General features: G+C 61.8%; 22 protein-coding genes. 13 read left to right on the top strand and 9 right to left on the bottom strand.

Annotated elements, in window-relative coordinates:
* Positions 1-3 precede the first annotated feature (3 nt).
* The 9 genes from pilP to MKD38_RS28530 form a co-directional block, all read right to left on the bottom strand.
* Positions 4-498, bottom strand: coding sequence for a type IV pilus biogenesis protein PilP (gene pilP, locus MKD38_RS28570; RefSeq protein ID WP_256461666.1), 495 nt, complete (start codon positions 496-498; stop codon positions 4-6).
* Positions 499-693: 195 nt separating this feature from the next.
* Entirely contained in the window at positions 694-2,364 is a 1,671-nt protein-coding gene (locus tag MKD38_RS28565; RefSeq protein WP_012354562.1) for a type II secretion system protein GspD, read from the bottom strand.
* On the bottom strand, positions 2,361-2,810 hold the full coding sequence (locus MKD38_RS28560; RefSeq protein WP_018003857.1) for a toxin co-regulated pilus biosynthesis Q family protein: 450 nt from the start codon (positions 2,808-2,810) through the stop codon (positions 2,361-2,363). The genes MKD38_RS28565 and MKD38_RS28560 overlap by 4 nt, the downstream gene beginning before the upstream one ends.
* A 79-nt stretch (positions 2,811-2,889) precedes the next feature.
* The gene (locus MKD38_RS28555; RefSeq protein WP_026163867.1) at positions 2,890-3,312 is read right to left on the bottom strand and encodes a lytic transglycosylase domain-containing protein; all 423 of its coding nucleotides are present in this window, start codon (positions 3,310-3,312) and stop codon (positions 2,890-2,892) included.
* An 11-nt stretch (positions 3,313-3,323) separates the two neighbouring features.
* Positions 3,324-4,601 (bottom strand): TrbG/VirB9 family P-type conjugative transfer protein, encoded by a 1,278-nt coding sequence (locus MKD38_RS28550; protein ID WP_012354565.1) that lies wholly within the window; start codon positions 4,599-4,601, stop codon positions 3,324-3,326.
* Entirely contained in the window at positions 4,598-5,401 is an 804-nt protein-coding gene (locus tag MKD38_RS28545) for a lysozyme family protein (RefSeq protein WP_012354566.1), read from the bottom strand. The genes MKD38_RS28550 and MKD38_RS28545 overlap by 4 nt, the downstream gene beginning before the upstream one ends.
* Positions 5,394-6,617 carry a TrbI/VirB10 family protein gene (locus MKD38_RS28540; RefSeq protein WP_012354567.1) on the bottom strand — a complete coding sequence of 408 codons (1,224 nt, stop codon included), beginning with the start codon at positions 6,615-6,617 and terminating at the stop codon, positions 5,394-5,396. The genes MKD38_RS28545 and MKD38_RS28540 overlap by 8 nt, the downstream gene beginning before the upstream one ends.
* Positions 6,618-6,631: 14 nt before the next feature.
* The gene (locus tag MKD38_RS28535; RefSeq protein WP_012354568.1) at positions 6,632-7,543 is read right to left on the bottom strand and encodes a TrbG/VirB9 family P-type conjugative transfer protein; all 912 of its coding nucleotides are present in this window, start codon (positions 7,541-7,543) and stop codon (positions 6,632-6,634) included.
* Positions 7,544-7,558: 15 nt separating this feature from the next.
* Positions 7,559-8,266 (bottom strand): VirB8/TrbF family protein, encoded by a 708-nt coding sequence (locus MKD38_RS28530; RefSeq protein ID WP_012354569.1) that lies wholly within the window; start codon positions 8,264-8,266, stop codon positions 7,559-7,561.
* A 354-nt stretch (positions 8,267-8,620) separates the two neighbouring features.
* On the opposite strand from MKD38_RS28530, the gene MKD38_RS28525 reads away from it, so the two are divergent.
* The 13 genes from MKD38_RS28525 (at position 8,621) to MKD38_RS28465 (ending at position 21,991) form a co-directional block, all read left to right on the top strand.
* Positions 8,621-9,670 carry a TadA family conjugal transfer-associated ATPase gene (locus MKD38_RS28525; RefSeq protein WP_012354570.1) on the top strand — a complete coding sequence of 350 codons (1,050 nt, stop codon included), beginning with the start codon at positions 8,621-8,623 and terminating at the stop codon, positions 9,668-9,670.
* Between the two features lie 18 nt (positions 9,671-9,688).
* Positions 9,689-10,036 (top strand): TrbC/VirB2 family protein, encoded by a 348-nt coding sequence (locus tag MKD38_RS28520; RefSeq protein WP_012354571.1) that lies wholly within the window; start codon positions 9,689-9,691, stop codon positions 10,034-10,036.
* 1 nt (position 10,037) lies between these two features.
* On the top strand, positions 10,038-10,367 hold the full coding sequence (locus MKD38_RS28515; RefSeq protein ID WP_012354572.1) for a type IV secretory pathway, conjugal transfer protein: 330 nt from the start codon (positions 10,038-10,040) through the stop codon (positions 10,365-10,367).
* Positions 10,361-12,817, top strand: a complete 2,457-nt coding sequence (locus tag MKD38_RS28510; protein WP_012354573.1) for a VirB4 family type IV secretion system protein — start codon at positions 10,361-10,363, stop codon at positions 12,815-12,817. Before MKD38_RS28515 ends, MKD38_RS28510 begins: the two co-directional genes overlap by 7 nt.
* 15 nt (positions 12,818-12,832) lie before the next feature.
* Positions 12,833-13,591 (top strand): TrbJ/VirB5 family protein, encoded by a 759-nt coding sequence (locus MKD38_RS28505; RefSeq protein WP_012354574.1) that lies wholly within the window; start codon positions 12,833-12,835, stop codon positions 13,589-13,591.
* 10 nt (positions 13,592-13,601) lie between these two features.
* Positions 13,602-14,657: a TrbL/VirB6 family protein gene (locus MKD38_RS28500; protein WP_012354575.1), complete on the top strand. Its 1,056-nt coding sequence runs from the start codon at positions 13,602-13,604 to the stop codon at positions 14,655-14,657.
* Positions 14,654-15,892, top strand: coding sequence for a TraI domain-containing protein (locus MKD38_RS28495; RefSeq protein ID WP_012354576.1), 1,239 nt, complete (start codon positions 14,654-14,656; stop codon positions 15,890-15,892). Before MKD38_RS28500 ends, MKD38_RS28495 begins: the two co-directional genes overlap by 4 nt.
* Positions 15,889-17,754: a conjugative transfer system coupling protein TraD gene (traD, locus tag MKD38_RS28490; RefSeq protein ID WP_012354577.1), complete on the top strand. Its 1,866-nt coding sequence runs from the start codon at positions 15,889-15,891 to the stop codon at positions 17,752-17,754. The genes MKD38_RS28495 and traD overlap by 4 nt, the downstream gene beginning before the upstream one ends.
* Positions 17,755-17,759: 5 nt before the next feature.
* Positions 17,760-18,266: a hypothetical protein gene (locus tag MKD38_RS28485; protein ID WP_012354578.1), complete on the top strand. Its 507-nt coding sequence runs from the start codon at positions 17,760-17,762 to the stop codon at positions 18,264-18,266.
* A complete protein-coding gene (locus MKD38_RS28480; protein ID WP_018003854.1) occupies positions 18,241-18,537 on the top strand; it encodes a hypothetical protein in 297 nt (98 codons plus the stop codon). The genes MKD38_RS28485 and MKD38_RS28480 overlap by 26 nt, the downstream gene beginning before the upstream one ends.
* Position 18,538: 1 nt before the next feature.
* Positions 18,539-19,156 carry an IncC plasmid conjugative DNA transfer DtrJ family protein gene (locus MKD38_RS28475; RefSeq protein ID WP_012354580.1) on the top strand — a complete coding sequence of 206 codons (618 nt, stop codon included), beginning with the start codon at positions 18,539-18,541 and terminating at the stop codon, positions 19,154-19,156.
* Positions 19,157-19,210: 54 nt separating this feature from the next.
* A complete protein-coding gene (locus tag MKD38_RS28470) occupies positions 19,211-20,062 on the top strand; it encodes a hypothetical protein (protein WP_012354581.1) in 852 nt (283 codons plus the stop codon).
* A gap of 189 nt (positions 20,063-20,251) precedes the next feature.
* A complete protein-coding gene (locus MKD38_RS28465; RefSeq protein WP_012354582.1) occupies positions 20,252-21,991 on the top strand; it encodes an ATP-dependent helicase in 1,740 nt (579 codons plus the stop codon).
* Positions 21,992-22,257 lie beyond the last annotated feature (266 nt).

The raw sequence follows: 22,257 nt of genomic DNA, 5'->3' as shown, positions 1-22,257 counted from the left end.
CGCTCAAGGCCTCAGCGTGCGCACGCGCTTGCCGTTGGCAAGCTTCACCCCACCGTCGTCGATGCTGACGACCTTCCAGCCGCCGTCCAGCGTGTCGCCAGCCTGGACTGGGATGGTTCGACCGCTGACTTCCACAACCGCGTTGTAGTGACCGTCGAACGCGCGCAGCGACACCACGCGGGGCGCCTCCGGCGCGAGCCGCGGTGCGCGCTCTGCAACGCCGCCGACCGGCATCGGACCGGCCAGCGAAATCGATGCCACACCGGCGCCCGCCGCCGCACCGGCAGGAGCTGCAATCAGCGAATCCTCCGCCCGCTTGGCCTCTGCCTTGTACTTGGCGATCTCAGCGCGCGCCTTCCACAAAGCCATTTGGGACTGCAAAGCCGCGAGTTCCGGCGCGTCAGTGGGACGCAACGGTTGGACGGCTTCTGCCGCGGGCGTGCTCGTCGCTGTGGGGCTCGCAACGCCCGCCGCTGGGGCGGCAGCCGTCGGTTGCATTGACGGAGCGGTGCCAGATTGCGACGTCCCTGGGCTGCCTCCCGCCGACGCGATCGCCGCTGCGACAGGGTTCGACATCGCCGACGCCGCATTGGCAGGGGCGGCAGCCGAGAGGCCGACGGTAGCGGCAAAAGCCAGCGCGGCAGGGGGCCAACGATGATTGAATGCGCGATTCTGCATGGAATTGTCTCTGGGTTACAGCAAGCGGGCCGAGATCATGATGGCGATGACCGTGTCTCCCTTGAGCGCACCGACGCCACCACCGAGTGCGGCCATCCACGGCTCGCCGACGCCGTTATTGGTCGTAGACGCCTTCTGGTTGCGCAGGCCTGTGAGCACCAGCGATTCACCCGGCTTCAAGGTGATCGACTGCGTGAACCGGTTGGTCGGCATGGTGCGCAGCTGCACACTGGTCTGGTTCGCGTCCCCGCCCGAGTTGAATCGCTGCAGCGGCAGCAGGTCCGACAGCGTCATGTCGAAGTTCATCAGAATCCGGCCATCGACCACCTTGGGTAGGAAGTTGCTGGTAAAGCCGTAGGTCACCGTTCCGGTCTGGATGGAACTGGTGGAACCGACATTGGCAGCCAGCGTCGTTTGCGACTGCGCGACATAGTCCTGCAGCGTGGCGGTCTGCAAAGCCAGGACTTTGCCGTTTTGCGTGACGCCCGAGCGCGATACCACCTGCGATACATTGCCAAGCGTCGAGAGCGCCTGCACGACGGCCTTGCTGCCGGCGAAAGGACCACTCATGATGGTCGCGCCCAGATTCATGGGGGTGGCACTGCCTGAGATCGTCGGCGTGCTGACGGAACTGAACGCGACGCCGGTCTGGCCAGCGGAGCTTTGATAGGCGAGCGACAGGTTCAGCCCGTAGTTGTCCTCACGCGTGACGCGGACTTCGTAGACCTGCACGTCGATCGCCACCTGCTTGCCGTACATGGCCGCCAGGCTCTTGACGAACTGTTCGATGCGATCGCATTGCACCGGATCGCCCGTCACGGTCAGGGTGCCAAGGTTCTTGTCGACCACGACTTCGGCGCTCGCGCCAGCGACGGCCTTGGCAGTCGCCTGCAGCGTTTCCCACGGCTTCATCTCGACGGACATGTTCATCGACTGGCCGCTACGGCCACCACTTCCGCCTGAACTGCCGCCGTTCCCGCCGGCGCCGGCCATGCCCCCGGAGCTGCTGTCCGACGTGGTGATCGAACCGTTCATGGATGAGGCATCCGCGAGGCTCGGCAGCATGAAGGTCCGGGTTTCCGTCCGGAAGAACGACACCGTCCCATCGTTGTAACGCGACCAGACCCAAAAATACGCCTCGACGGCATCGAGGAAACCCTTGAAGTTGCCTTCGTAACGGAGGGTCAAGGGCGTAGTGATCGCCATGCCAGCACCCTGGCCCGAGCCGGAAGCGCCGGCCAACGGGGCGGCCAGGTCCACTCGGGGCGTGCCACCCATCGGAATTGGCCCAGTCGGCCGCGATCCGGCGGCAGGTTGCGCTGGTGCCGAACCGCCCGTTGCGGACGCCACGGCTGAGGCGTCCACGGTCGCGCGCACGCCGACGCTCTGCGCGATCCAGTTTGCAGCTTCCGTCAAGGATCCAAGCGTGCCCTTGAACACCACGTGTTTGTTGTAGATGTCCGGCTGCGGCTTGCTGGCGCGGATCTTTTCCCCCATCAGCCAGGCGCCCTCATGCACCCGGAACACCGGGCGGCTGCGAGGCGCATCGGCGTATGCGGCGTGCGCCTCGTTGCCGATGGCGTTCTGTACGTTGCGCGTTTCCATCACACCGCAGCCCGACAGCAGCGTGGCGGCCGCCACGGCGGACGCGGTGTAGCGCGCTGCATTGCTCTTCTTCATCATCATTGGACCATCCCGTTTTGGCTGATAATCACCGTGCGATTGCCGCGCCAGCTATCCCCCACCACGTCGGCGCCGTTATTGGCCAGCTCCTCCACCACCCGCTTGACTGCGCTTTCGAAGTCGCTGCCGTAGTCCTTGTCGCCGGGCACGATCCAGCCGTCCGGCACGTTCCAGGCCACCGTCCACCCGGCCCGGCTCGCCCAGTTCTGAAGCTGCTGTTGAAGTGCCTCCCCTTTGACAAGCCGGAACACGGCCCCGGCCGCCGGCGCGATGTTCGGCACGGCCGGCGTGCTGGCCTTGCTCGGCGCTGCGCCTGCGGATGGTGTATTGGCGGCCAGCAATGTCTGGCTGGCAGCAGCCTTGGCGGCACGTGGCGCCTGCAGTTGCTGCCAGCCGTCGTTCGACAGCTGCGAGGCGTGCACCGCCGGCACAAGGATCAGGCCGCTCAAGAGTGATGCTGCGGCGACGGCAATGCGAACGGTTCGGTTGGATTGGCACATAACTATGCGTTCGGTTGAGGTGAAGGAACTACCGCAAGGCGGCGCGCTGCAGCGCCTGCCACCGCGCATGAATCTGGTTGGCGTAGCGCAACTGCTTGTCGGGCGAGGAGGCGTTGTAGGCCCCGACCGCCTTCCACGTTGGTCCGAAGCGCTGGATGTTCTCGCGCAGAATCCACGCGCCGACGTAGGCATTGATGCACCCATCAAACAGGTGGGCGCGCGTGATCCCATACCTGCCCAGGCGCGGCAGGTGGATCGAGTTGATCTGCATGAGGCCGATATCCTCCGAACCGTTGCCATTGCGATTCGTGACCCACGGCCGCATGCCCGACTCCTGCAACGCGATGCTCCGGAGCAAGGAGGGGCTGACCCCATGGAACTTCGCGGCATCATCGAGGCAGTCGGCACGAGCTGCGCTGGCCAGCAAGGCGGATGCCGTGAGCGCCACCATCCAGCGGATCTTCACAGTGCCACCTTGCCCGGCTGCTCTTTGAACCGCACCTGCGGCGAGCGGTCCACGTAGACCACATTGCCGTCCGCGATCACCGTCAGGCGTGCGGCAATGCCGTTGAACTTGTAGTAGCGGTCCTTGTGTTCACCGTTGCGCTGATGCTCATCACCGAACACAGAAACGCTCACCAACGACTTGGCAAAGCTCAGGTAGGTGGCGCCGTCTTTCTCGAAGACCATTTCCAGGCCGGCGCTGTTCTCGCGCGGAAATTCGTAATCGATCTCCGGCGAGCGCCTGACTTCGACGGCCTTGCCGTCCGCAGTCGCAGTGAACCGGTCAACGGTCGCGAAGGACAACACGCGCTGGGCCTCGTCCCACCTCGTCCAGATCTTGCTATCGGTCTCGTCACGCAGGACCAGGTCCTTGGGCTCCTGCTCGAAGCGAATCTCGATCCGACCTTGCTTGTTGTCACGGATCGCCAGTGCTCCGAAGGCGGAGGCCAACGTCGGCCCTTCCGGCAGCGGCGTGCCAGCCACCGGCAACGTCGGCGCCGCAGGCTCTTTCGGCGCTGCAGCCACGTTGCCCGGCGTCGTCAGAGCGGCCTGCAACACGCCGCCAGGTGTCGCGGCGCTTGAGCCGGTCTCGGCCACGGAGAAGCTCTTCGGCGGTCCGGCACGCAGCGCAATGTTCCGGCGCGTGAAGTCCACTTCCGCGTAGAGATTGCGCTGTTCAAGCACCCGCGCGAGCGCTTGCAGCCAGTTCTCCCCGCCGCGGGTATCCAGTGCCACGTCGTCGGTCAGGGAGATATCCTTCTGGGCGGTGCCGGTCCACCCCGCCGGCGCGATCGACTTGATCATCTGCGCGAGCGGCAGGTTCGAACGGCCAGCGCGCACCAACGGCTGGCCGGCGTAGTTGCCGATCATCGCCAGTCGTCCGGAGATCGCGGCGAGACTCCGTGGCATGTCTCCCACCGGATTTGCCGGCTCGGACGTGAAGCCGTTGGCTCGCTTCCAGCGCGCGACAACCGGCTGACCACTGACGGAGTAGCGGACCACCTCCGGCACGCCGTCGATCACCCAGTACGGGCCATTTTGGATGGCGCCGTCGGCTTGCACGACCTGGCCGTGCCGCGGCTGGATGTAGGTCGACAGTCCATCGTTGAACACCATCGCGGGACGATCGGCGGCGCGCGCAATGACCTGGTAGTCGAAATCGAGCGGGTCGGTGTCGGCGGCCATGGCCTGTACAGCCACCAACGCCAGTGCAGAGAGAATGAACGACCTGATCATTGGAATTGCGCCACGTGTTTCATGAATCGGGAGAAGTACGGCCCACCGCGCTCAGGGTTCGCGCTGTGGTACCACGCCACCGCCTTCATCGGAGAGCCGCTTCGTTGCAGGTTCTCTGCCAGAATGTCTTCCGCCACGCGGATGTTCGTCGCCGGCGCCAGCGCCTCCCATGGCGAGGCGAAGCGCTTGCCGTGGTAGCACCAGTTCACCTGCATCAGCCCGACATCGAAATCGCAGCGCTGGTTGGCCAGAAGCCGGTTGATGGCCGCGTAGGCTTCCTCGCGCGTCGAGAAGAACATGCCGCGTCCTGCCACGTTAAGCGTCCAAGGCCAGGGCCGGCCGCGGTAAGACGACTCGTTCATGGCGATGCCCGCTGTAATCTTGGGATCCACGCGGCCGCCCATCTGCGCGAACGGCTCGGTCTTCGGCGCGCACGCCCAGCCACCGCGCCGCTCCGCGATGGCTTCCTGAGCGGCATCGTTCAGCGCGGACGGGCGCAGCCAACCTTCGCGCACCAGCAATGCGGTGATCGGCACAGGCTTGCCAGCCAGTGTCACGACCGGGCCGGCTTCCGCCCCGGCATCGACCTGCGCGCCCAGCAGACGTGCCGACCAAGCAAGGAACGCATCGAGTCCGCAGTACAGAACCGGCTTTCCTTCCATGGTGTGTAACCGGGCCTGCCCGTCCACCTTCACCACGATGGCAGTGGGGCTAATGACCGCGTCGATCGTTGCAGCCTGTGCGCCGGCAGTGATGAGTCCGGCAGCCAACCAGAGCATGCCCGCAAGCCGCTTAGTCACGATAGGGCTCCAGCACGATGTCATGCTTGACCTGAACCAGCATCTTTTGCCCCGGCTCGGTCGTGATGGTCGGACGGATATTCTGGTTACGGTTCAGGATGGTCTGCGCCGTCTGCGTGGCAATCTGCCCTGCAGCGTTCCCATAGGCGACCAGCCCCGCCGGCCCGACGGTGGTAGTGGTTGGGTTATCGTTGAATCGAAGCGACAGCGCACCGATCACCAGCGCACCGGTGAAGATCTTCAGAAAGTGGTTGTTGACGTCGCCGCTATTGCCGGCGGTGCCATCCGGATCAGCGCCCTGCATGCCCATCAGCGGCACGGTCTTGCCGTTCGGCAGTTGCATGCGCACGAACGCCGTGAGGACGCGCTCCTGGCCGACCGCAATGTCGGCGCTATAGATGCCAACCAGCGTGCTGCCCGCAGGAATGACCTTGCAGTTGCCCTGCACGGTGTCATAGACGTCCTGTGACACGGTGGCGCGGAATTCGCCCGGCTTGTCCGAGTTGAGTCCGCCGGCAAAGTTCGCTGGGATGACGAAGCCCCGGCTGACCGTGCATTTTGGCAACTTGCCATCGAAGCCGGTTCGCAACGTCGTCGTGCCGCCGGCGTCCCGCAGGAACTGCCGGTCGCCGGGCAACTGTGGCGCTGTCGCGCCTTCCTGTGCCAGTGCGGCCGCGTTCGCAGCGCCCTGGCGTGCCGCCACCGCCTGCTGCAGCGCACGCATCTGAGCCGGGTCCGTGACATCGGCCATGCCGGGCGGCGTCCGGCTTTGATTCAGTTGCGATTTGCGCGCGCCCGATTTGAACACCGGTGCCGTGTAGAGATCATCCTGCTCGTTCTTATTCGGGTCCACGGTGGGGCTGGCCTTCGCCCCGCCGCCCAGGTCCGATGCGGTCATGACCGGCGTTTTCGTGTCAGGGGCAATAGCGGCTTTGCGCTGCCGCTCCGCTTCCTCGCGGGCCTTGTCTGCCTGCGCGCGGATCGCGGCCTCGAGGCTTTGGCCGGTGTCGGCGTTGCCCGCACGCTGCTTGATTTGATCCGCGCGCGCCTGTTCCGCCTTCGCTTCGAGCTGATCGTCGGTGATGGTTTGGAAGTAGTAGCCCAACCCACCGACCAGTACCGCCGAGATGCCACCGAGGGCGAACAGCACATTGCGAGGGAGTTTCCCCTTGACCGTGCGCTCCTGCGCGTCGGTCACGGACGTGACCTGATCCATTTTCGCGCCGCGCATCAGAACAGCCCCAACACGCGACGACGGCCACGCTCGATCCTGACTTCATCGTCGCCGGAGCGCAGCACAACGGTATCGGCCAGACGCTGGACCACCAGATAGCCGCCGCGACGGATCTGGTTCACCACCACGAAGTCGCTGCCGTCCTTCACCAGGGCGACCGGCCAGCTCTGAAGCGCGGCGGCAGGTAACCGTAGCCATAGCGCCTTGCCATCGTCGAAAGCGGTCTCCGGCTTGAAGCTGGCGCTTCCCGAAATGGCGTATTCGAAATTCAGCTGGTCCGGTGGCACCGCCACGGCGTCGACGTTACGCGAATCGCCCCCCTCTGTCGCCTTCGCATTGTCCGCCTGCTCGCTACGCGAGTCATTGCGGGCCTTGACCTTGGCCGAGATCGACGTCGGAATGCGGAATCGCACCTTCTGGTAAAAGATACCGCCCAGAGGCGACGACACCAGCGTGAACTCGTAGCTGCGCTTGTTCGTGTTCACCGACAGCGTATTGACGAGGCCCGCCGCCTGCGGCTTCACGTAGAGATGGTTGGCGCCATCGGTGTCATAGTCCCAACGTACGTTCTCGCCCCAGGCCGGGTCGCCAACGATCTGCTCGTCGTCCGGAAACTCGATGGTCGTGACCTTCAATGGCGCGCTCAGCACCCGGAAAATTTGGTCCCGGCTGTACGTGAACACCACGAGCCGAGAGTCACCCGGCAGCGCGATAGGATCGACACCGCCATTGAACGGATTCCCCGGATTCATGGCGTCGCTCAGGTCGCCGATACCCAGCCCGGCAATGCCAGCGCCAGGACGGCGCCCAGTCTTGTCCGCAGCGTGGCCATCCGGAATGGAAAGCAACAGTGCCAGGCCAAGGGCGATGACCAGCGGGAGAACTCGGGAGGGGGTACGGGCTTCCATGGGCATAGTCGCGGCTCAGGCCGCGGATTTCTGGATCGAGAAAAAGATGGGGAACACGCCAAACGGATTCGTGCCGAGCATGGCCTCCTTGTCGGCCGGCTTGACTTGGTAGCGAAAGGTAATCGCGTACCGCTGCTTGCGCGGCTTGTATCCGTCTTCGGTTGTCGTCGTGACGAACTCGACCACGACCGTGCTGTCGGGCAGGCTTGCGATGTTGGTGAACCGGGGCTCGCGTGTGAGCGTCGGCGATGCCATCACCTGCCGGAACGGCTCATCCTCGTCCACCCATGCCTTGAACTGCTCTTTCGCCGATCCCAGCATCTGTTCTCGCACCGAACGCAGGTTCGCCGCCATGCGCGATGATTCGATCTGCGGCGTCAGGATGGGCTCGATGGTGAACCACCGCTGCACAAGATCCTTCAGTGCAGCTTGCACTTGCCGTTCATCCGGGTGGAATGCGTCCAGTTCGCGCGTGATGGGCTTGCCCGTCGCATCGGCCGACACGCCCACGACCTTCACCACCGACGGCGGCGGCTCCCGGGTCAGAATCGCGACGAGCGCGAGGCATGCGGCGCCGGCGGTAGCGAGCTTCCAGTGGTTGCGGTCCACGGTGATGCGCGTGGTCCGATCGAAAACGACTTGCTCCGGACGCTCTTCGCCATACATGCCCGGCGCGACGGTCAGGGGCTTGGCTTTGTCGGTGGATTTGCGAGAGAAGAGCATGTGGCGGCAGGACTTTGGGATGCCGCTAATTGAATCAGCGAATTGCCCTCTACCTGGCCTCGAAAGCTATGCCATTTTGCAGAGCTTTCCATATTTGTCGCATCGGCCTTCAATGCTAACGAGCGAACGAGCTTCCGATGCCGGTTCTGCCGATTGCACATGCTGAGCGACAGCATTGGCGCATCCCCCGTCGAATGCTCAGGATTTGACCGCGCCTTTCGCTGATATTGGAGGGAACATGTTCCTTTTCGCGACGACGGTGCCGCCACACGCTGCAGACTCGATCGAAAGCTCCTGAAAATGGCCTAGCTTTCGGTCCGCAAAGTCAGGCTTTGCCCGCCAACAATAGCGGGCATGGAATCAGCGTCCGCCAACCACCCTCTTCTGCAGCTCACGCAGCTGGCCGATAGCGCCGTTTCGATGTTCTTCGAATCGCTGGCGCCGCTGCACGACGTCATCCATGCGGATGATGTCGCAGAAGTCATGATCAACCGCCACAACAGCATCTGGGTCGAGCGGCGCGGCGTCATGACCCGCCTCGATGTCGTGCTCGACCCCTTCAAGGTCGAAGGGGCAATCCGGTCACTGGCCTCCTCTGTCGAGAAGTCCGCAGTCCGTGGGACATCACAAGGCATCATCAACGCAGGTCACAAGGGCCTGCGGATTGCGGCGGTGATGCAGCCGACCTCGATCGAGGGTCACGCACTCAGCATTCGTCGCCATCGCGAGAAGAACATGCGGTTGTCGGATTACGTGAAGGCCGGTGCCTTCTCCTCGCGACACGCGCGCACGGAAGCCGAAACACCCATTTTCACCGGTCGCGTCGAGGACGAAGCGCTCGCCCAGGCCCTTGGAGAGCTTGTCCGACAACGCAAGAACATCCTGGTCGCAGGCGGTACGTCCTCTGGCAAGACCACGCTTCTCAACGCCATGGTTGGGGAGATCCCGCCGGACGAGCGCGTCATCACCATCGAGGACACGACCGAACTCAAGCCCAGCGTGCCGAACGTTGTGCGCCTGCTATCCAACGCCGACAAGGGGGTCACCACGCAGCATCTGATTGCGCTCTCCCTGCGCTTCCGGCCCGACCGGATTCTCGTTGGTGAAGTCCGCGGCGGTGAAGCATACGACATGCTCCAGGCCTTCAACACCGGCCACGACGGTGGCATGGGATCTCTTCACGCACCAAGCCCACGCATGGCTTTGTCCCGTCTCGAAAGCATGGCGCTCCTCGGCATTCCACCCGGCTCCGGCTGGAAGGTCGAGGACATGCGCCGGCTCATCGCAGACTGCATTCACTACGTGGTGCACATGAAGCGATCGGGCGACATGCGTGTGCTCTCCGAGATCATTGAGATCAAGGGATTTCGCAACAACGACTACGAATTCCAACGCGTTTTCTAACCTCAGGAGTCCCTCCGCATGACCCCCCAGTTCTCCCTGCGCGCCCGCGCCACCGCACGCAAGTACGCGCCTTCCGTCCTGTTGCTCGTCGGCATGATGGCGGTGGCCACCTCCGCCGCCGCCGCGGACGATTCGTTCCTCGGCAATCTCGGCAACTTCATCTGTGGCATCGCCACCTTCATCAACACCAAGTACCTCTTCGTCATTGGCCTGATCGTCATCGTGCTCGGCGCGTACGCCTATGCCAATGCGGAGTCGAGCCTGTCCAAGTTCATTTCGGGGGCGTGCGTGGGCGTCGGCCTCGCCGCGGCGGCACCGTCGATCCTCAAGACGCTGAATATTGTGGCCGCCTGCACCGGCTTCTGACATGCGCAAGCACCATGTGAGCATCGGCTTGTCGATGCCGCGCCTGATCGCCGGCGCGGTACGCGGACTGGCCATCGCCAACGGCACCATCGTCGCGCTGCTGATCTATGTCACTTACCGCAGTGGCTGGGAGATCCCGGCGGCGATATTCGTCAGCGGTCTTTGCAACCACGCGCTGCTGGCCTGGCTGACAAGCCGGGATCCATGGTGGAACCAGATTCTCAACATCTACAACATGTACGGCGACCTGTACGAGTCCGTCCCCTGGCACGGGAAATCTCACTCGGTCTTTCGCCGGCCTTACGGCTTTGACAGCGACCTGCCATGCTGAAACTGAAACGCCGGCCGCTGGCCGAGATCGTGCCGTGGCTCACGTCCATTACGCCGGAACTGATCCTGAACAAGGATGGATCACTTCTGGCGGCCTATGAGTTTCGGGGTGTCGACGCGGATAGCGCCGATGCCAGTGACATTACCTCGGCCCGCGACCAGCTCGACCAGGCTTGCCGATCCTTCGACAACCGCATCACCGCCTGGTGGCGGCTGTCCCACCGCCGCACAACCGGCTTCATCGACGGCGATTTCAGCAACAGCGCCGACGCACGTCTGAACGCACTGAACCGTGCGCATATGACCACCGGGCGGTACTTCCGGAACACGCACGCCCTCAGCATTGCCTACACCCCCGAGTCGGGCATTGCAAAGTTCTTCGAGAAGATTGGCTATCACATGACGGTTGGGGGGCGCTCGGTGTACGGCGCCATCGTTGAGGCGGCAAAAGACACGGTTCTCTCTCGCAGCGCTTTCGCCTTCGACATGGAGCGGATGCACGCGGATACCCGGCGCTTCGAGGCCATGCTCGATGCATTTACCGGCGGCATTCCGCGCATCAAGCCGACCCGGCTCACCATGCAGGACAGCTATGCCGCGCTTCACCAGGTCGCCAATCCTAGCGTGCCGCCGCGCCGCATCCGGTTTCCTGTCACCTTGCTCGACACGCACCTGACGGAATCCGAGGTCACGGTGGGCGCCGAGCGATTGCTATTCGAATCCGCCCACGGCAAGCGTTATGCCGCGGTTGTTGCGGTGAAGGAATGGATGAGCTTCCAGGAAGCGGCGCTTGACAGCCTGATGCACGTGGATGCCGAGTTGGATATCTGCATCATGTACCGCTTTCTGGACACCGCGCGCGCCACGGCCTACATCGAGAAGGTGCGCCGCTTCTACAAGATGGCGGCGGTGAACCTGCGCTCCATGATGAAGCAGTACGTCTCCAAGGAGGAAAGCGAGAACGACGAAGGCCGCGAGGAACTGGCCAAGGAGGCGGGATACGCACTCAAGCGTCTCACCGCCGAGGGGATCCAGCACGGCTTTGCCAATATCTCGGTGATTGTCTACGCGGATTCCGAAGGTGAATGCGAGGACGCCGTCAGCGAGGTGGTCGGCGCATTGACCAACGCCGGCTTCGGGACGATCCGCGAGAAGGCGAACCTGATGCCCGCTTGGAACAGTACCCTGCCTGGCCGCTGGGACAAGCAACGCCGCCTCCAGTTCGTGGAAACGCCGGCCGTGTCCGACATCGCGCCGGTTCGCTCGGTCCTGGAAGGCCCGTCCTATAACGCGTGGCTAAGCGAGAAGACCGGAGCGGAAGTGCCTCCCCTGACCTGCCTGCCAACGCGCCACCGCACAATTCAGCGCGTCGACATGCATCAGCGCGGCGGCAACGGCCATCTGTTCGTCATCGGCCCGATCGGTGCCGGCAAATCGGTGTTCCTGAATTTCCTGGTGTCGCAAGGCGACAGGCACAAGGCGCGGCGGATTCGCTTCGACAAGGACCGTTCCACACGCATTCCGACGCTGCTGAGCGGAGGTACCTTCATTGACGTCACCGGGAAGTTTCAGACCAGCACGCCGGTCAATCCGTTGTCGCTGCTGGCCGACCCGAAGAACTTCACTTACATCACGGAGTGGCTGACGCTCTCCCTAGAGGATGACGACTTCACGCTGTCGCCTCAGCAGGTGCAGGATCTCTTTGAGGCCGTCAAGCTGCTGGCTGGCTACCCTCGCGAGCGCTGGACCCTCAGCTCGCTCTCGACGATGCTGCATGCGGATTTGCGCGGGCGGCTTCAGATCTGGCTCAAGGGTGGTCAGTACGGGCACTTCTTCGATCACGCCGAAGACGCTTTCTCGGTTAGTGACAACCTGTGTATCGAGATGGGTGAACTGTTCCAGAAGTACGAACGCGCAGCGGTGCTGTTCACCGATTATGCGTTCTACCGGATCAGTCAGTCGATGGATGGCATCCGCTACACGATCATCGAGGTCGAGGAATGCGGCTTCTTCTTCCAGAACGAGCGATTCTATCGGCGCTACGAGGATTGGATCACCACCATCCGCAAGCTCAACGGCGCCATCTGGTGCGCGACGCAGTCCCTGCGTCAGATTGCGCGCGTGGCGAACTTCGAGATCCTCAAGGAAAACATCGCCAACTGGATCTACCTGCCTAACAGCCAGGCTAAGACCAGTCCCGAACTCTACAAGGAGAAATTCGGGCTAACCGATGACCAAGTGCAGCTGATTTCAGACGCGGTGCCTAACCGCGACTACCTACTGATCACTAACACCCAGACACGAATGCTGCAGACGGCATTCTCCGACGAGATGGTGGCCATGCTGCGCTCGGACGGGGTCGCACAGTCAATCTGCGACAAGCACTACGCGTCGGGTGAATCCGATTGGCAGGACCGCTATGTGCGCGAAATGCTTGCGCGCGCAGCATAACTTTGGAGAAACAACGTGAAGAAGTGGATCGCCAACATCGCCATCGCAACCTCGGTCTTCGGGGCTTCGTCTGCCCACGCTGCCCTGCCGGTCACCGATTGGGTTGGCCTCGTGCAAACCACCATGACGGCAATGCAGTCGCTGAAAACCGAGGTCTACGAGAATACCAACATCATCTATCAGTACAAGATGATGGCCAACCAGCTTCTGCAGGCCACAGGTCTGGATGTGGCCGCCATTACGGAGCAACTGGACTCCATCGCCGATGACATCGGTAAGTACGAGATCTACGGCACCACGCTCAAGGACCTCTACGGCACGGTTTCGGACAACGCCGACTACCTGAAGAAGATTCATAGCATGGTCGTCGCTTCGGGAAAAACCAAGGAGCAATGGTTCGAGGACCAGCGCAATCTGTTTAGGAACGGCGACAAGACTGCCAAGGCCCTGTTCAGCCTGGGCGAGCAAATCTACAAGAATACGCAGTCAGTGGCGAAGCGCCGGCAAAAGATTCAATCGAGCATTAAGCTCTCGCCGACCGCGCAAGCCGCGGCGCAGACGACCAACCAGATGCTGGACGTGCTCGCCAGCCAGAACTCGGATCTGCTGCAGCTCATGAGCGTTCGCGCTCAAGCCGACGCGGACAAGGAACAACAGAGCGTCGCGAAGGAATCCCAAAGCGCCGAGGCCATGCGCGCGATTACGATCGCGCAGGATGAAGAACTCAAGCAGCTGCGCGCCCGCGTGTTCTCCCGCAAGCTGCAAGCTGACTGATCCGGTTGCAATGAACGCCATGCTGCTGCGCCTACTGGTTCTGCTTGTCACCGCGGTGCTCTTGCACACCGCCCCGGCCTTTGCTCAGTCAACGAGTGCCGAAGCCGGGTCCCCTTCCCAGTCCGTGGAGTCTGCCCAGACCCCGCCGTCTTTCTCGGGTCCGACGGGCACTGTTGCCGAATCCCTCAAAAGTTGGATTGGGCAGTTCGATTCCTTCCGCACCGGCCTGATTGGGGGCGCCACCTCACTCAGTCAGAGCATACGATCGGAGACGGACAAGGTGGCATACGGATTGGCGCTCATTACGCTGACGCTTGCCGCCATCCGGTTCGCCGCCACGAATGATCCAACCAGCGCATGGAACGACATCCTGGAAACCATCATGGTGCTCGGCATTCTCGCCTCGATCTATGTGGGATACAGCCAATTTGCGCCGGGCATCTATGATTGGTTCACGACACTCGCCAACAAGATCGCCGGTACGCGGTCCAGCAATCCGGCGATGACCCTCATCTCGGTGGGCGCGGGATTCCTGGACTCGTACAACCAGGCGATGGACGCGGCAAGCGGTCTGAGCAAGCTCGGCGTGGCGGTTTCGGGATTGACTCTTCTCTTTACGTTCGTGGTCTGCGCGGTGGCAGCGCTGATGTACAGCTTCTTCATCGCCTTGGGTGAGATTCAGGCCGCTGTGGGTATCGTGATCGGCCCCCTTGCAGTAGCCCTGGCGTTCTCCGACTACACACGGCGCTATTTCATGTCGTGGCTCGATTTCATGATCGGCGCTTCGATGTATATCGTCATCTCAACCATCATGGCGCGACTCGTTTCAAGCGCTTTCACTTCCACGATCGCTGATCAGACTGGCATTGGCACGAAATCTTTGGCTGGCGCCGCCTATGCCCTTGGTGTTGCCTTGTTCATGCTGCTGGTCGCACTCGAGATTCCCAAGATGTCGGGTGCGGTCTTTGGATCGGGGGGTGGTCTTAGCGGTGGCGCCGCGGCTCGCCTGGGTATGAAGGCAGCTGGCGGCATCGGTGGGTTCCTCGCCAAGAAGGGCAAGAAATGACGGTCCATCACCCCTTGCCAGCAGCGGACTTGCTGGCAGCCCACGACAGCCGCCTCGCGTTGGTTCGGCAATACGCCAACGAAACGAACGAGGCAGACATCAAGAGCAAGTGGCTGAGCGTGTTGGAACGCTGCGCCGCATGGTTCTCCAGCATGCCGCTTCGGCCGGCCGAACACGCCGAGCCCGGCGGGGCGTTTCGTGCCACGGTCGAAGCGGCCTACTTCGCCATGCGCCTTTCCGGCGCTCAGAAATTTGCCGCAGACCAGACGTCGGAACGACGGCGCCAGCTTGAACCTCAGTACCTGTATGCGCTCTTTCTGGCTGCCTGCTGTTCGCGGCTGGACGAGCCCTGTCGCCACTTCCAGTTCTTTCGGCATCGGGATGGAGCGGAATGGGTTCCTGCCGCACACGGGGCGTTCGGCAGCTGGCTCGGCGCTGACACCTACCAGGTGACGCGGCGGGAGGCAGCGTTGCCGATCGAACGGATGCGCACGGCGCTGCTCGCGCGAGAGATCCTCGGGGCCGAACGGTTGGGCGCTTTCGACAGCCACGTGCTCTCCGAACTGTTCGGCGCCATCAACCCGGATCCACGACCGTCAGGCCTGGAGACGCTACTGCACAAGGTTGTGCGGCAAGCAATCGACACCACAACCCAGTTTGAGGTGAAGGCTCGCCGTGCCGCCTTTGCCCCGGACGCGACCCCAGCGCCGGCGGCGCAGAGCCTGGCCGCCGATGGGGCCGACGCCCCGACGTCGCCAGCGAACCTGCCCCAGGCGAACGCGAATACTGCGAAGACAGAAGCAGAGACGCCACCCCAAGCGGCAGGTAGCAGACCGGATTCGCCCGATACGGCCAACGGCTCGCCGGCGGTCAGCGAGCCGCATGCACGAGTTGAGACGTCTCGCAACGTGGTGCAACTCGACGGAGCGCGTTCGTTGCGCAAGGAGCCGACGCCCGAGGATCCCTTCAAGGCACTCGCTGGCACCTCGAACCTCATGCGCGAGTTCTTCAAGGCGCTCTCGCAGGACGCGGCCGCTGGAAAGACGAAAGTGACGCGTGTTGAGGGAAAGGTTGCTATCAGCAAGCGCTCACTCGGCAACTATGGCATTGCCTCCGACACACTCATTGAGCATCTGCGCAAGTTCAGGCATCTCTACAAGATCGTTGGCCAGGACATCCTGCTGGTCGACGAAGTAGGAAACCTGATCATGCCTGGCCCGCAATCCGACGCATGAATCATTACATTAACCACTTCCGCCCCATTTACGAGTTCCGGGCCGCCGTCGGCTGGGCGCTTGCTTGCGTGGTGCTGCTCGTGAGCGGCATGCCAAACGGAGCCTACTTCTCACTGGTTTGCCTGGCATTCCTGCTCGTTCGTTCCACACAGGTGTGGCGGGCGCTGCGGTTCCGGCTTGCCATCTCCACGAAATGGCTGACCCTGATCAGGATCGAAGACCTGCTTGCAAAGAGCCGACAGCTGCGCTCCGCAGACAAAGACGAGGATGCCATGTATCTGGGTACCGGATATGAATGGACGCAGAAGCACTGTCAGATCGCCCACGACATCCTGCGTATGCCATCAAGCGATGTTCCGGGGCTGCCCAAATGGCTGCCGAAGGATACCGTCAAGGCGATCGAGAAAACGTTCGCCCCCGAGCACAGCATTGCGGACCGCTCGCCACAGGGAAAATCCTGGATCGGGGGCATGGAATCGCAGCGCGGCCCCATCCCCTTTCACTACAAGGCAATGGGCGGTCACACGTCAATCAGCGGCACTACCGGGTCGGGAAAGACACGCACGTTCGAGCTGATTTCGACGCAGGTGATCCACAACCCCAATGACGTGTTGATCGCGATCGATCCCAAGAACGATCCCGACTGGGTCGCACGGTGCAAGCGTGAATGCGAGCGCACCGGACGCAAGTTCTTGTACTGGAAACAGGCGGCGCCCTCGCGATCCATTCGCCTGAACCCGTTGGAAAACTGGTCCCAGCCGTCGGAAATTCCGACTCGCATCGCCCAACTGATGGAGGAAGGTCCGTTTCGCCAGTTTGCCTTCCTGTTTATTGACCGATCCGTCAAGGGCGAGCTGTACGTGGGCGACAAGCCGAATCTCCGGTCGATCCTCCAGTACGCTCAGAATGGCATCAACAATTTGCTCGAGCGAGCGCTGGAGCGCTTTTTCCCTGAGGCCGGCAAGCCTGATTGGGAAGAGGAAGTCACGGCGTACATGCAGAAGGTCGCACAGAAGATGGGTGGCACGCGTCTTGATGCCATGGTCAGTATGTACATCGATCGATTCGCCAAGCTCGGCAAGGGGCACGAGACGATCGACGGCCTGATTTCAACCTTTCAGCATGACCGCGACCACTATGGCCGGATCATTGCCTCTGCCCTGCCCCTTCTGCAGATGCTTGCCACCGGAGAGACCGGACTGATGCTGGCGCCCAAAGCGGACGATTTTGAGGATGACCGCGAGATCTGGGATATCGACAAGGTCATCAAGCAGAAGGCTGTGCTTTATGTCGGCGCCGATTCGCTATCCAATTCGATGGTGGCGCAGGCGGTCATGTCGATGCTGCTGGCCGACATCGCATCGGTCGCCGGCGCGATTTACAACTTCTACGCCAAGCCGCCCGAGATTGTCCTGGTTGTCGACGAAGCGGCCGAGGCCATCAACGAGCAATTGCTCCAGCTCTTGAACAAGGGCCGCGGGGCAGGCTTCAAGGCGTTCGTCGCTTACCAGACCCGCTCCGACTTCACGGCCAAACTCGGAAACGTGGCAAAAATGCAGCAAGTCTTGGGGAATTTGAACAACCAGATCGTTTTACGCTTGGAAGACATCGACACGGCCAAGTGGTTCTCCGAGAAAGCCGGGACCACAGCCATCCGCAACCTGGTCGTCTCAAGCAGCACCAGCACCGGAACGGAGGCTCATGTCGGCGAGTTCAGCGGCTCTGTGTCTCGATCGGCCCAGCTTGAGAAGGCGCCGCTCATTCCGCACGACCTGGTCATGCAACTGCCGAACCTGCAGTACTTCCTGCGAATCTCTGGAGGCGCCGTCTACCAGGGTCGAATTCCAATTATCACGGACTAATACCAATGCGCAGCAGCCTGTTCCGACAAATCGTCAAGGAATACAAGCTTTCGGCGAAGCTCTCGCCCGTGCTCTCGCTATCGCCGGACCTTGATGACATTTGCACGCGGGTAGTCGACTACATCGGCGTGAATTTCCGCGTCCGCGAGGAGCCGCTGGTCAAGGAAATGCTTGCCGACGGCATCACGGCGTGGCGCGCCGCCCGCAAGCACGGCGATCCCAACGTCGCTTTCATGATGGGGCTGTTCTCCCGCGCTCACGAGCTCTATGGCAAGCGCTATGCCGCGTTCAAGGGCGAAAAGTACAACGTCTGGTATCCGTTTCACGAATCCATTCCGGCGTTCGAGCAGCGCCAGCCGGATGGCTATGTCTGCCGCGTCGTCGACGAACCGGCACCTGGCGCAATCACGCAACGCTGCGCAGCGTTTCAGCTCGCTGCCCGGGTCCTGACGGGTTACACCTTCACCCGCTACTTCGAGAACTACGATGTCGCTGGCGACTTTGCACACTGACGCGCGCCGGGCGGCGATCCGAGTCAAACAGGCCCCCGCTCGCCTTGCGGCCAGGCTCTGTGGTGTCGATCCCGCTCTCGCCCTGCACATGCATGAGTGGTTGACGGCGCCGCCCCACCTTGCTCAGGAGATGCCCCAGTCATTCTCCAGCGGAGCGGCCGCGGCATGCTTTGCGCTCGTCAAGATTTCGGTAGACAAGCCGGCCATCTTCTGGGGCGCTCTGTTCGCTTTTCTGAGCCTGCCGCTATGGCTGGCACTGCGCTGGATCTGACATGGCCAACAGCCGGTTCGCTTCGCACGTACGCTTGTGGTTGATCGTCTCGCCGTTGATGATCTGCACCCTGGCGCCGTTCATGCAGAACGATCGCGCCTTCGAAATCAGTGAGGCCGAACAGGCGTCGGTTGAACGCGTGCTCGGCCAGGAAAGGGCGGATATCGTCGTTTCGCTGGCCAACGCCCGCTTTCACAAATGGTTCATCGACAGCGGTGCGGTCAAGGCATCGTTCACCGGCTCCGACGGCCAGACCAGTTTCTCCGACGGGGGCGCCGCCGCCTTCGGCAGAGGTTGGATGCAGCATTTCTGGCTGACGATCTACCGTGCGGTGTACCGGGCCGCGGTGGCTCATCACTGGGTTCTCGGCGCGATCGTCCTGCTCGTTGCGTTATTTAACGACGGGACCGTATCGCGAAAGATTCGCGCCGCCGGGGCTGGGTTCGCCAATCCGGTGACATTCCACGTTGCGGCCCATGGATTGACGCTCTGCTTCGGCTTCGGGACGTCTGCCCTGCTGTTACCCCTTCCCATGCTGGCGACCTGGTGGACCTTTGGTGTCTGCCTGATTGGCCTGCTCTGCTGGCGCCTTGCGGCGTCTTTCCATGTCGGCAAGTAGCCGGTGCCGTAACGACTACCAAGGCCGGTGCCCGGCCACATATTGGAGAACATCATGACCACGACCGATTTGACCCCCGCCGAAGAGACCCTGCAGCAATCCGCGCCGACCGACGTAGCTGCTGCGCCGCTCGTCGCAACACCTCCAACGCTTGGCGCAATTGACAGTTCTGGCGACGTCGAGACCGAACTCGCGGAGATGGAGCAATCGGCCGACGCACTGCGCCAGGAAGGTCTGATCTCGACAGCGGATCATGAGGAGCGCAAGGCTCAGGTGGAGCGCACCCGTAACCTTTTTCGGGACCTGGCGCCTGAAGACCGCCAAGCGATCGTTCGACGCCGGCGCGAGCTCGGCCTGCAGATCCTCAATCGCGAGCTTGCCGGTGCGGCAGTTGTTCCAGTGGCGCTCAAGCTCAATCACACCCGCCTGCGGCCGCTGTTCGAGCAATGGTGGCCGTACATGAACCGGATGTCGTTGAACCTGCAGCGCTTCGGAGCTGCCACGTTCTCGCGCTCTGAATTGTCGACACTCGAAAACTACCTGGAGCGCGAACTCTCGAAGATTGAGGATTATGTGGACGAGCAATTGCGAGTGGCGAAAGCCTACCGCGAACAACGGGAACAGGAAATGCGCGCACAAGGCGAGATCGTGTTTGTGCCGACAATCCAGCGCCCCTCCCTTTCACTCGAGGTTCAAGCCTATTCGCGGTTCTCCGTGCGCGCACTGCAGGTTCTGATCAAGTTCGATCAAACCATGGACCAGTTCGACTTCATGGTCTGGAACGGCATCCGTGACCAGAGCGACGTCAACGACGAGGTCACTCGCTTCCTGCGCAAGTTCCAGCCGCTGGGGCTGCGCAGCTACACCACGCACCTGAAGCTAATGACGACTGTGCGCGGGATGTAAGCCCAAGTGTCACCTGGTGTGAGCACGTCACCCCAGAGGCAACAAGTTGTCCCGTGGGGGCACTTGCTATCACCCCGTGACAGATGGTCCCACCAACATCAGCGCCCCAACTGCCTCGTATCTGTCTCGTAGTCGTACTTCGGGGCACTTGCTCACACGTGCTATCACCAGCACCACAACGGGATTCCAATGTCGCTCGAAAAGGTACTAGCAGTCCTTAATCCCGCCCAACGCGAAGTCGTGGACCTGCGTCAGCACTGCCTCGCCGTGGCGGTACCTGGAGCTGGAAAGACGGCGACGATCGCTGCCAAGACCGCAGTCCTGCTTGCGGATCCGCATGTGACTGTGGGCGCAGTGACGTTCAGTAAGGACGCCGCGGTCGAGCTTCGCGAGCGGATACTCGCGCTTGCCGGATCAGCGACGAAGAGGCGACTGCTTGCTGGTACGTTCCATTCTCTCGCCTATAAGCAGCTTGGACGGCGCGACGGCGGCAGCGCGCCAGACGTCGCCACCGATGGCGATCGTACCGGGCTTCTGATCCAGGTTCTCTCTGACCTAGGGTTGGACTGGAAGGTGGAGGACGCCATCGCGGCGGTTGAAGCGATTAAGACCAACTTCGGCCAAGTGCAAAGCGGCAGCGCCGAAGAAGTGCTTTACCGTGGCTACCAAGATTCACTGGAGCGAAACGGCAAGATTGATTTTCAGGACATGCTTCGGCTAGCCGTGGAAGGCATGCAGAACGGCACCATCGAGCCGTATCCGTTCAGGTACCTCCTGGTCGACGAATTTCAGGACACTGACCCTCTCCAATATCAGTGGATCGCCTCGCATGCTCAGGCCGGATCGATTGTGACCGTTGTTGGCGATGATGATCAGAGCATCTATGGCTTCCGATCAGCGTTGGGCTTCCGCGGAATGGAATCCTTCATTCGTCAGTTTGACGCGCAGTCAGTGGTGTTGGGCAACAATTATCGCTGCCACGCAGAGATTCTTGGGGCGGCGGACCGAATCATCCGGAATAACCGCGACAGGATCCCAAAGGAACTGGTTGCGTACAAGGGCCCCGGCGGGAAGGTTCAGTTCCAGCGGTTCGCTGACGAGTATGCCGAGGCTGTCGCAGCGATGGAGCATCTGACGGCGGCGGTAAGGAATGGCCAATCGGCGGCAGTCCTTGCCCGGACCAACCGCATTCTCGACCCCGTCGAGGCGATATGCCGATCGCATGGCGTCAAGTATTTTCGGGCGTCCGGCAAGTCGATTCTGAACCGGCCTGAGGCCGCCCTCATGTGCAATCTTCTGGAACTGGTCCAGAGGACGAAGAGTACCGGTGTGGACGCGCTGCTGTCCTTTGTCGGGATTGATACCCAAGAACTACGGCTCCTGCACAGCAAGGGCCGCGCGAATACAGAACAGCGCCAAAGAAAAGAGCTTCTGGAACTGGGCCTTTCGGAAGCATCGGCGGATCGCTATCGGGAACTTATGAAACGGCTTGTCGAGTGGCGAACGCTCTGCGACCGGCAGTTTTATTCGCTGGTGCTGGAAGGAGTGTACGAATGGATGATGCACCAGACCGACTCTGATCCTGCCCGCCGGGCCACGACCACGACGTTCGACGTACTGTCCCGGCTCAATGGTCCATTTTCCGACAGGCTGGAGTTCCTGCGCCGCAGCAACAATGAGCCGGCGCCGGATGCGTTGATCCTAACAACCATGCACAGCTCCAAGGGGCTAGAGTGGGATCGGGTATGGATCATCCGGGCCGAGGAAACCGTTGTGCCCGATGAGAAAAGCACCGAATCGGAAGAGCGTCGCTTGTTCTACGTAGCAGTGACGAGAGCACGTGAGGATCTGCGGCTATCGATGGCCAAGAAGAATCCGACCTCTCCCTTTGTCTTAGAGGCAGGCCTTGATGCGTTGACCACTACATGACGACGCAAAAGATGTAGCGCAGTGATCCGGTATTTTTGCGACCTGCAAACGGGAAAAGTGCAAGGAAGGATGACCTTGTCGTGTTTGATGAAAAGTAATCCCTAAATCGACCTGAGGGCCTTCTACTTGTCCGCCACGTACAAGTACGACTCGGCCTCGCGGATTTCCAAGGAAAAGTGAATGAGACTTCAACCAACGAAAAAAAACCTGGAGCTGCAAGACTTATACCCTGCAGGTACATAGTTGCAGTGGGGAGCCGCCAGAGA

The sequence above is a fragment of the Cupriavidus sp. WGlv3 genome (assembly GCF_023952475.1).
GTDB lineage: Bacteria > Pseudomonadota > Gammaproteobacteria > Burkholderiales > Burkholderiaceae > Cupriavidus > Cupriavidus phytorum.
Note: the sequence above shows the minus strand (reverse complement) of the source record. Positions and strands in the feature narration are given on the sequence as shown.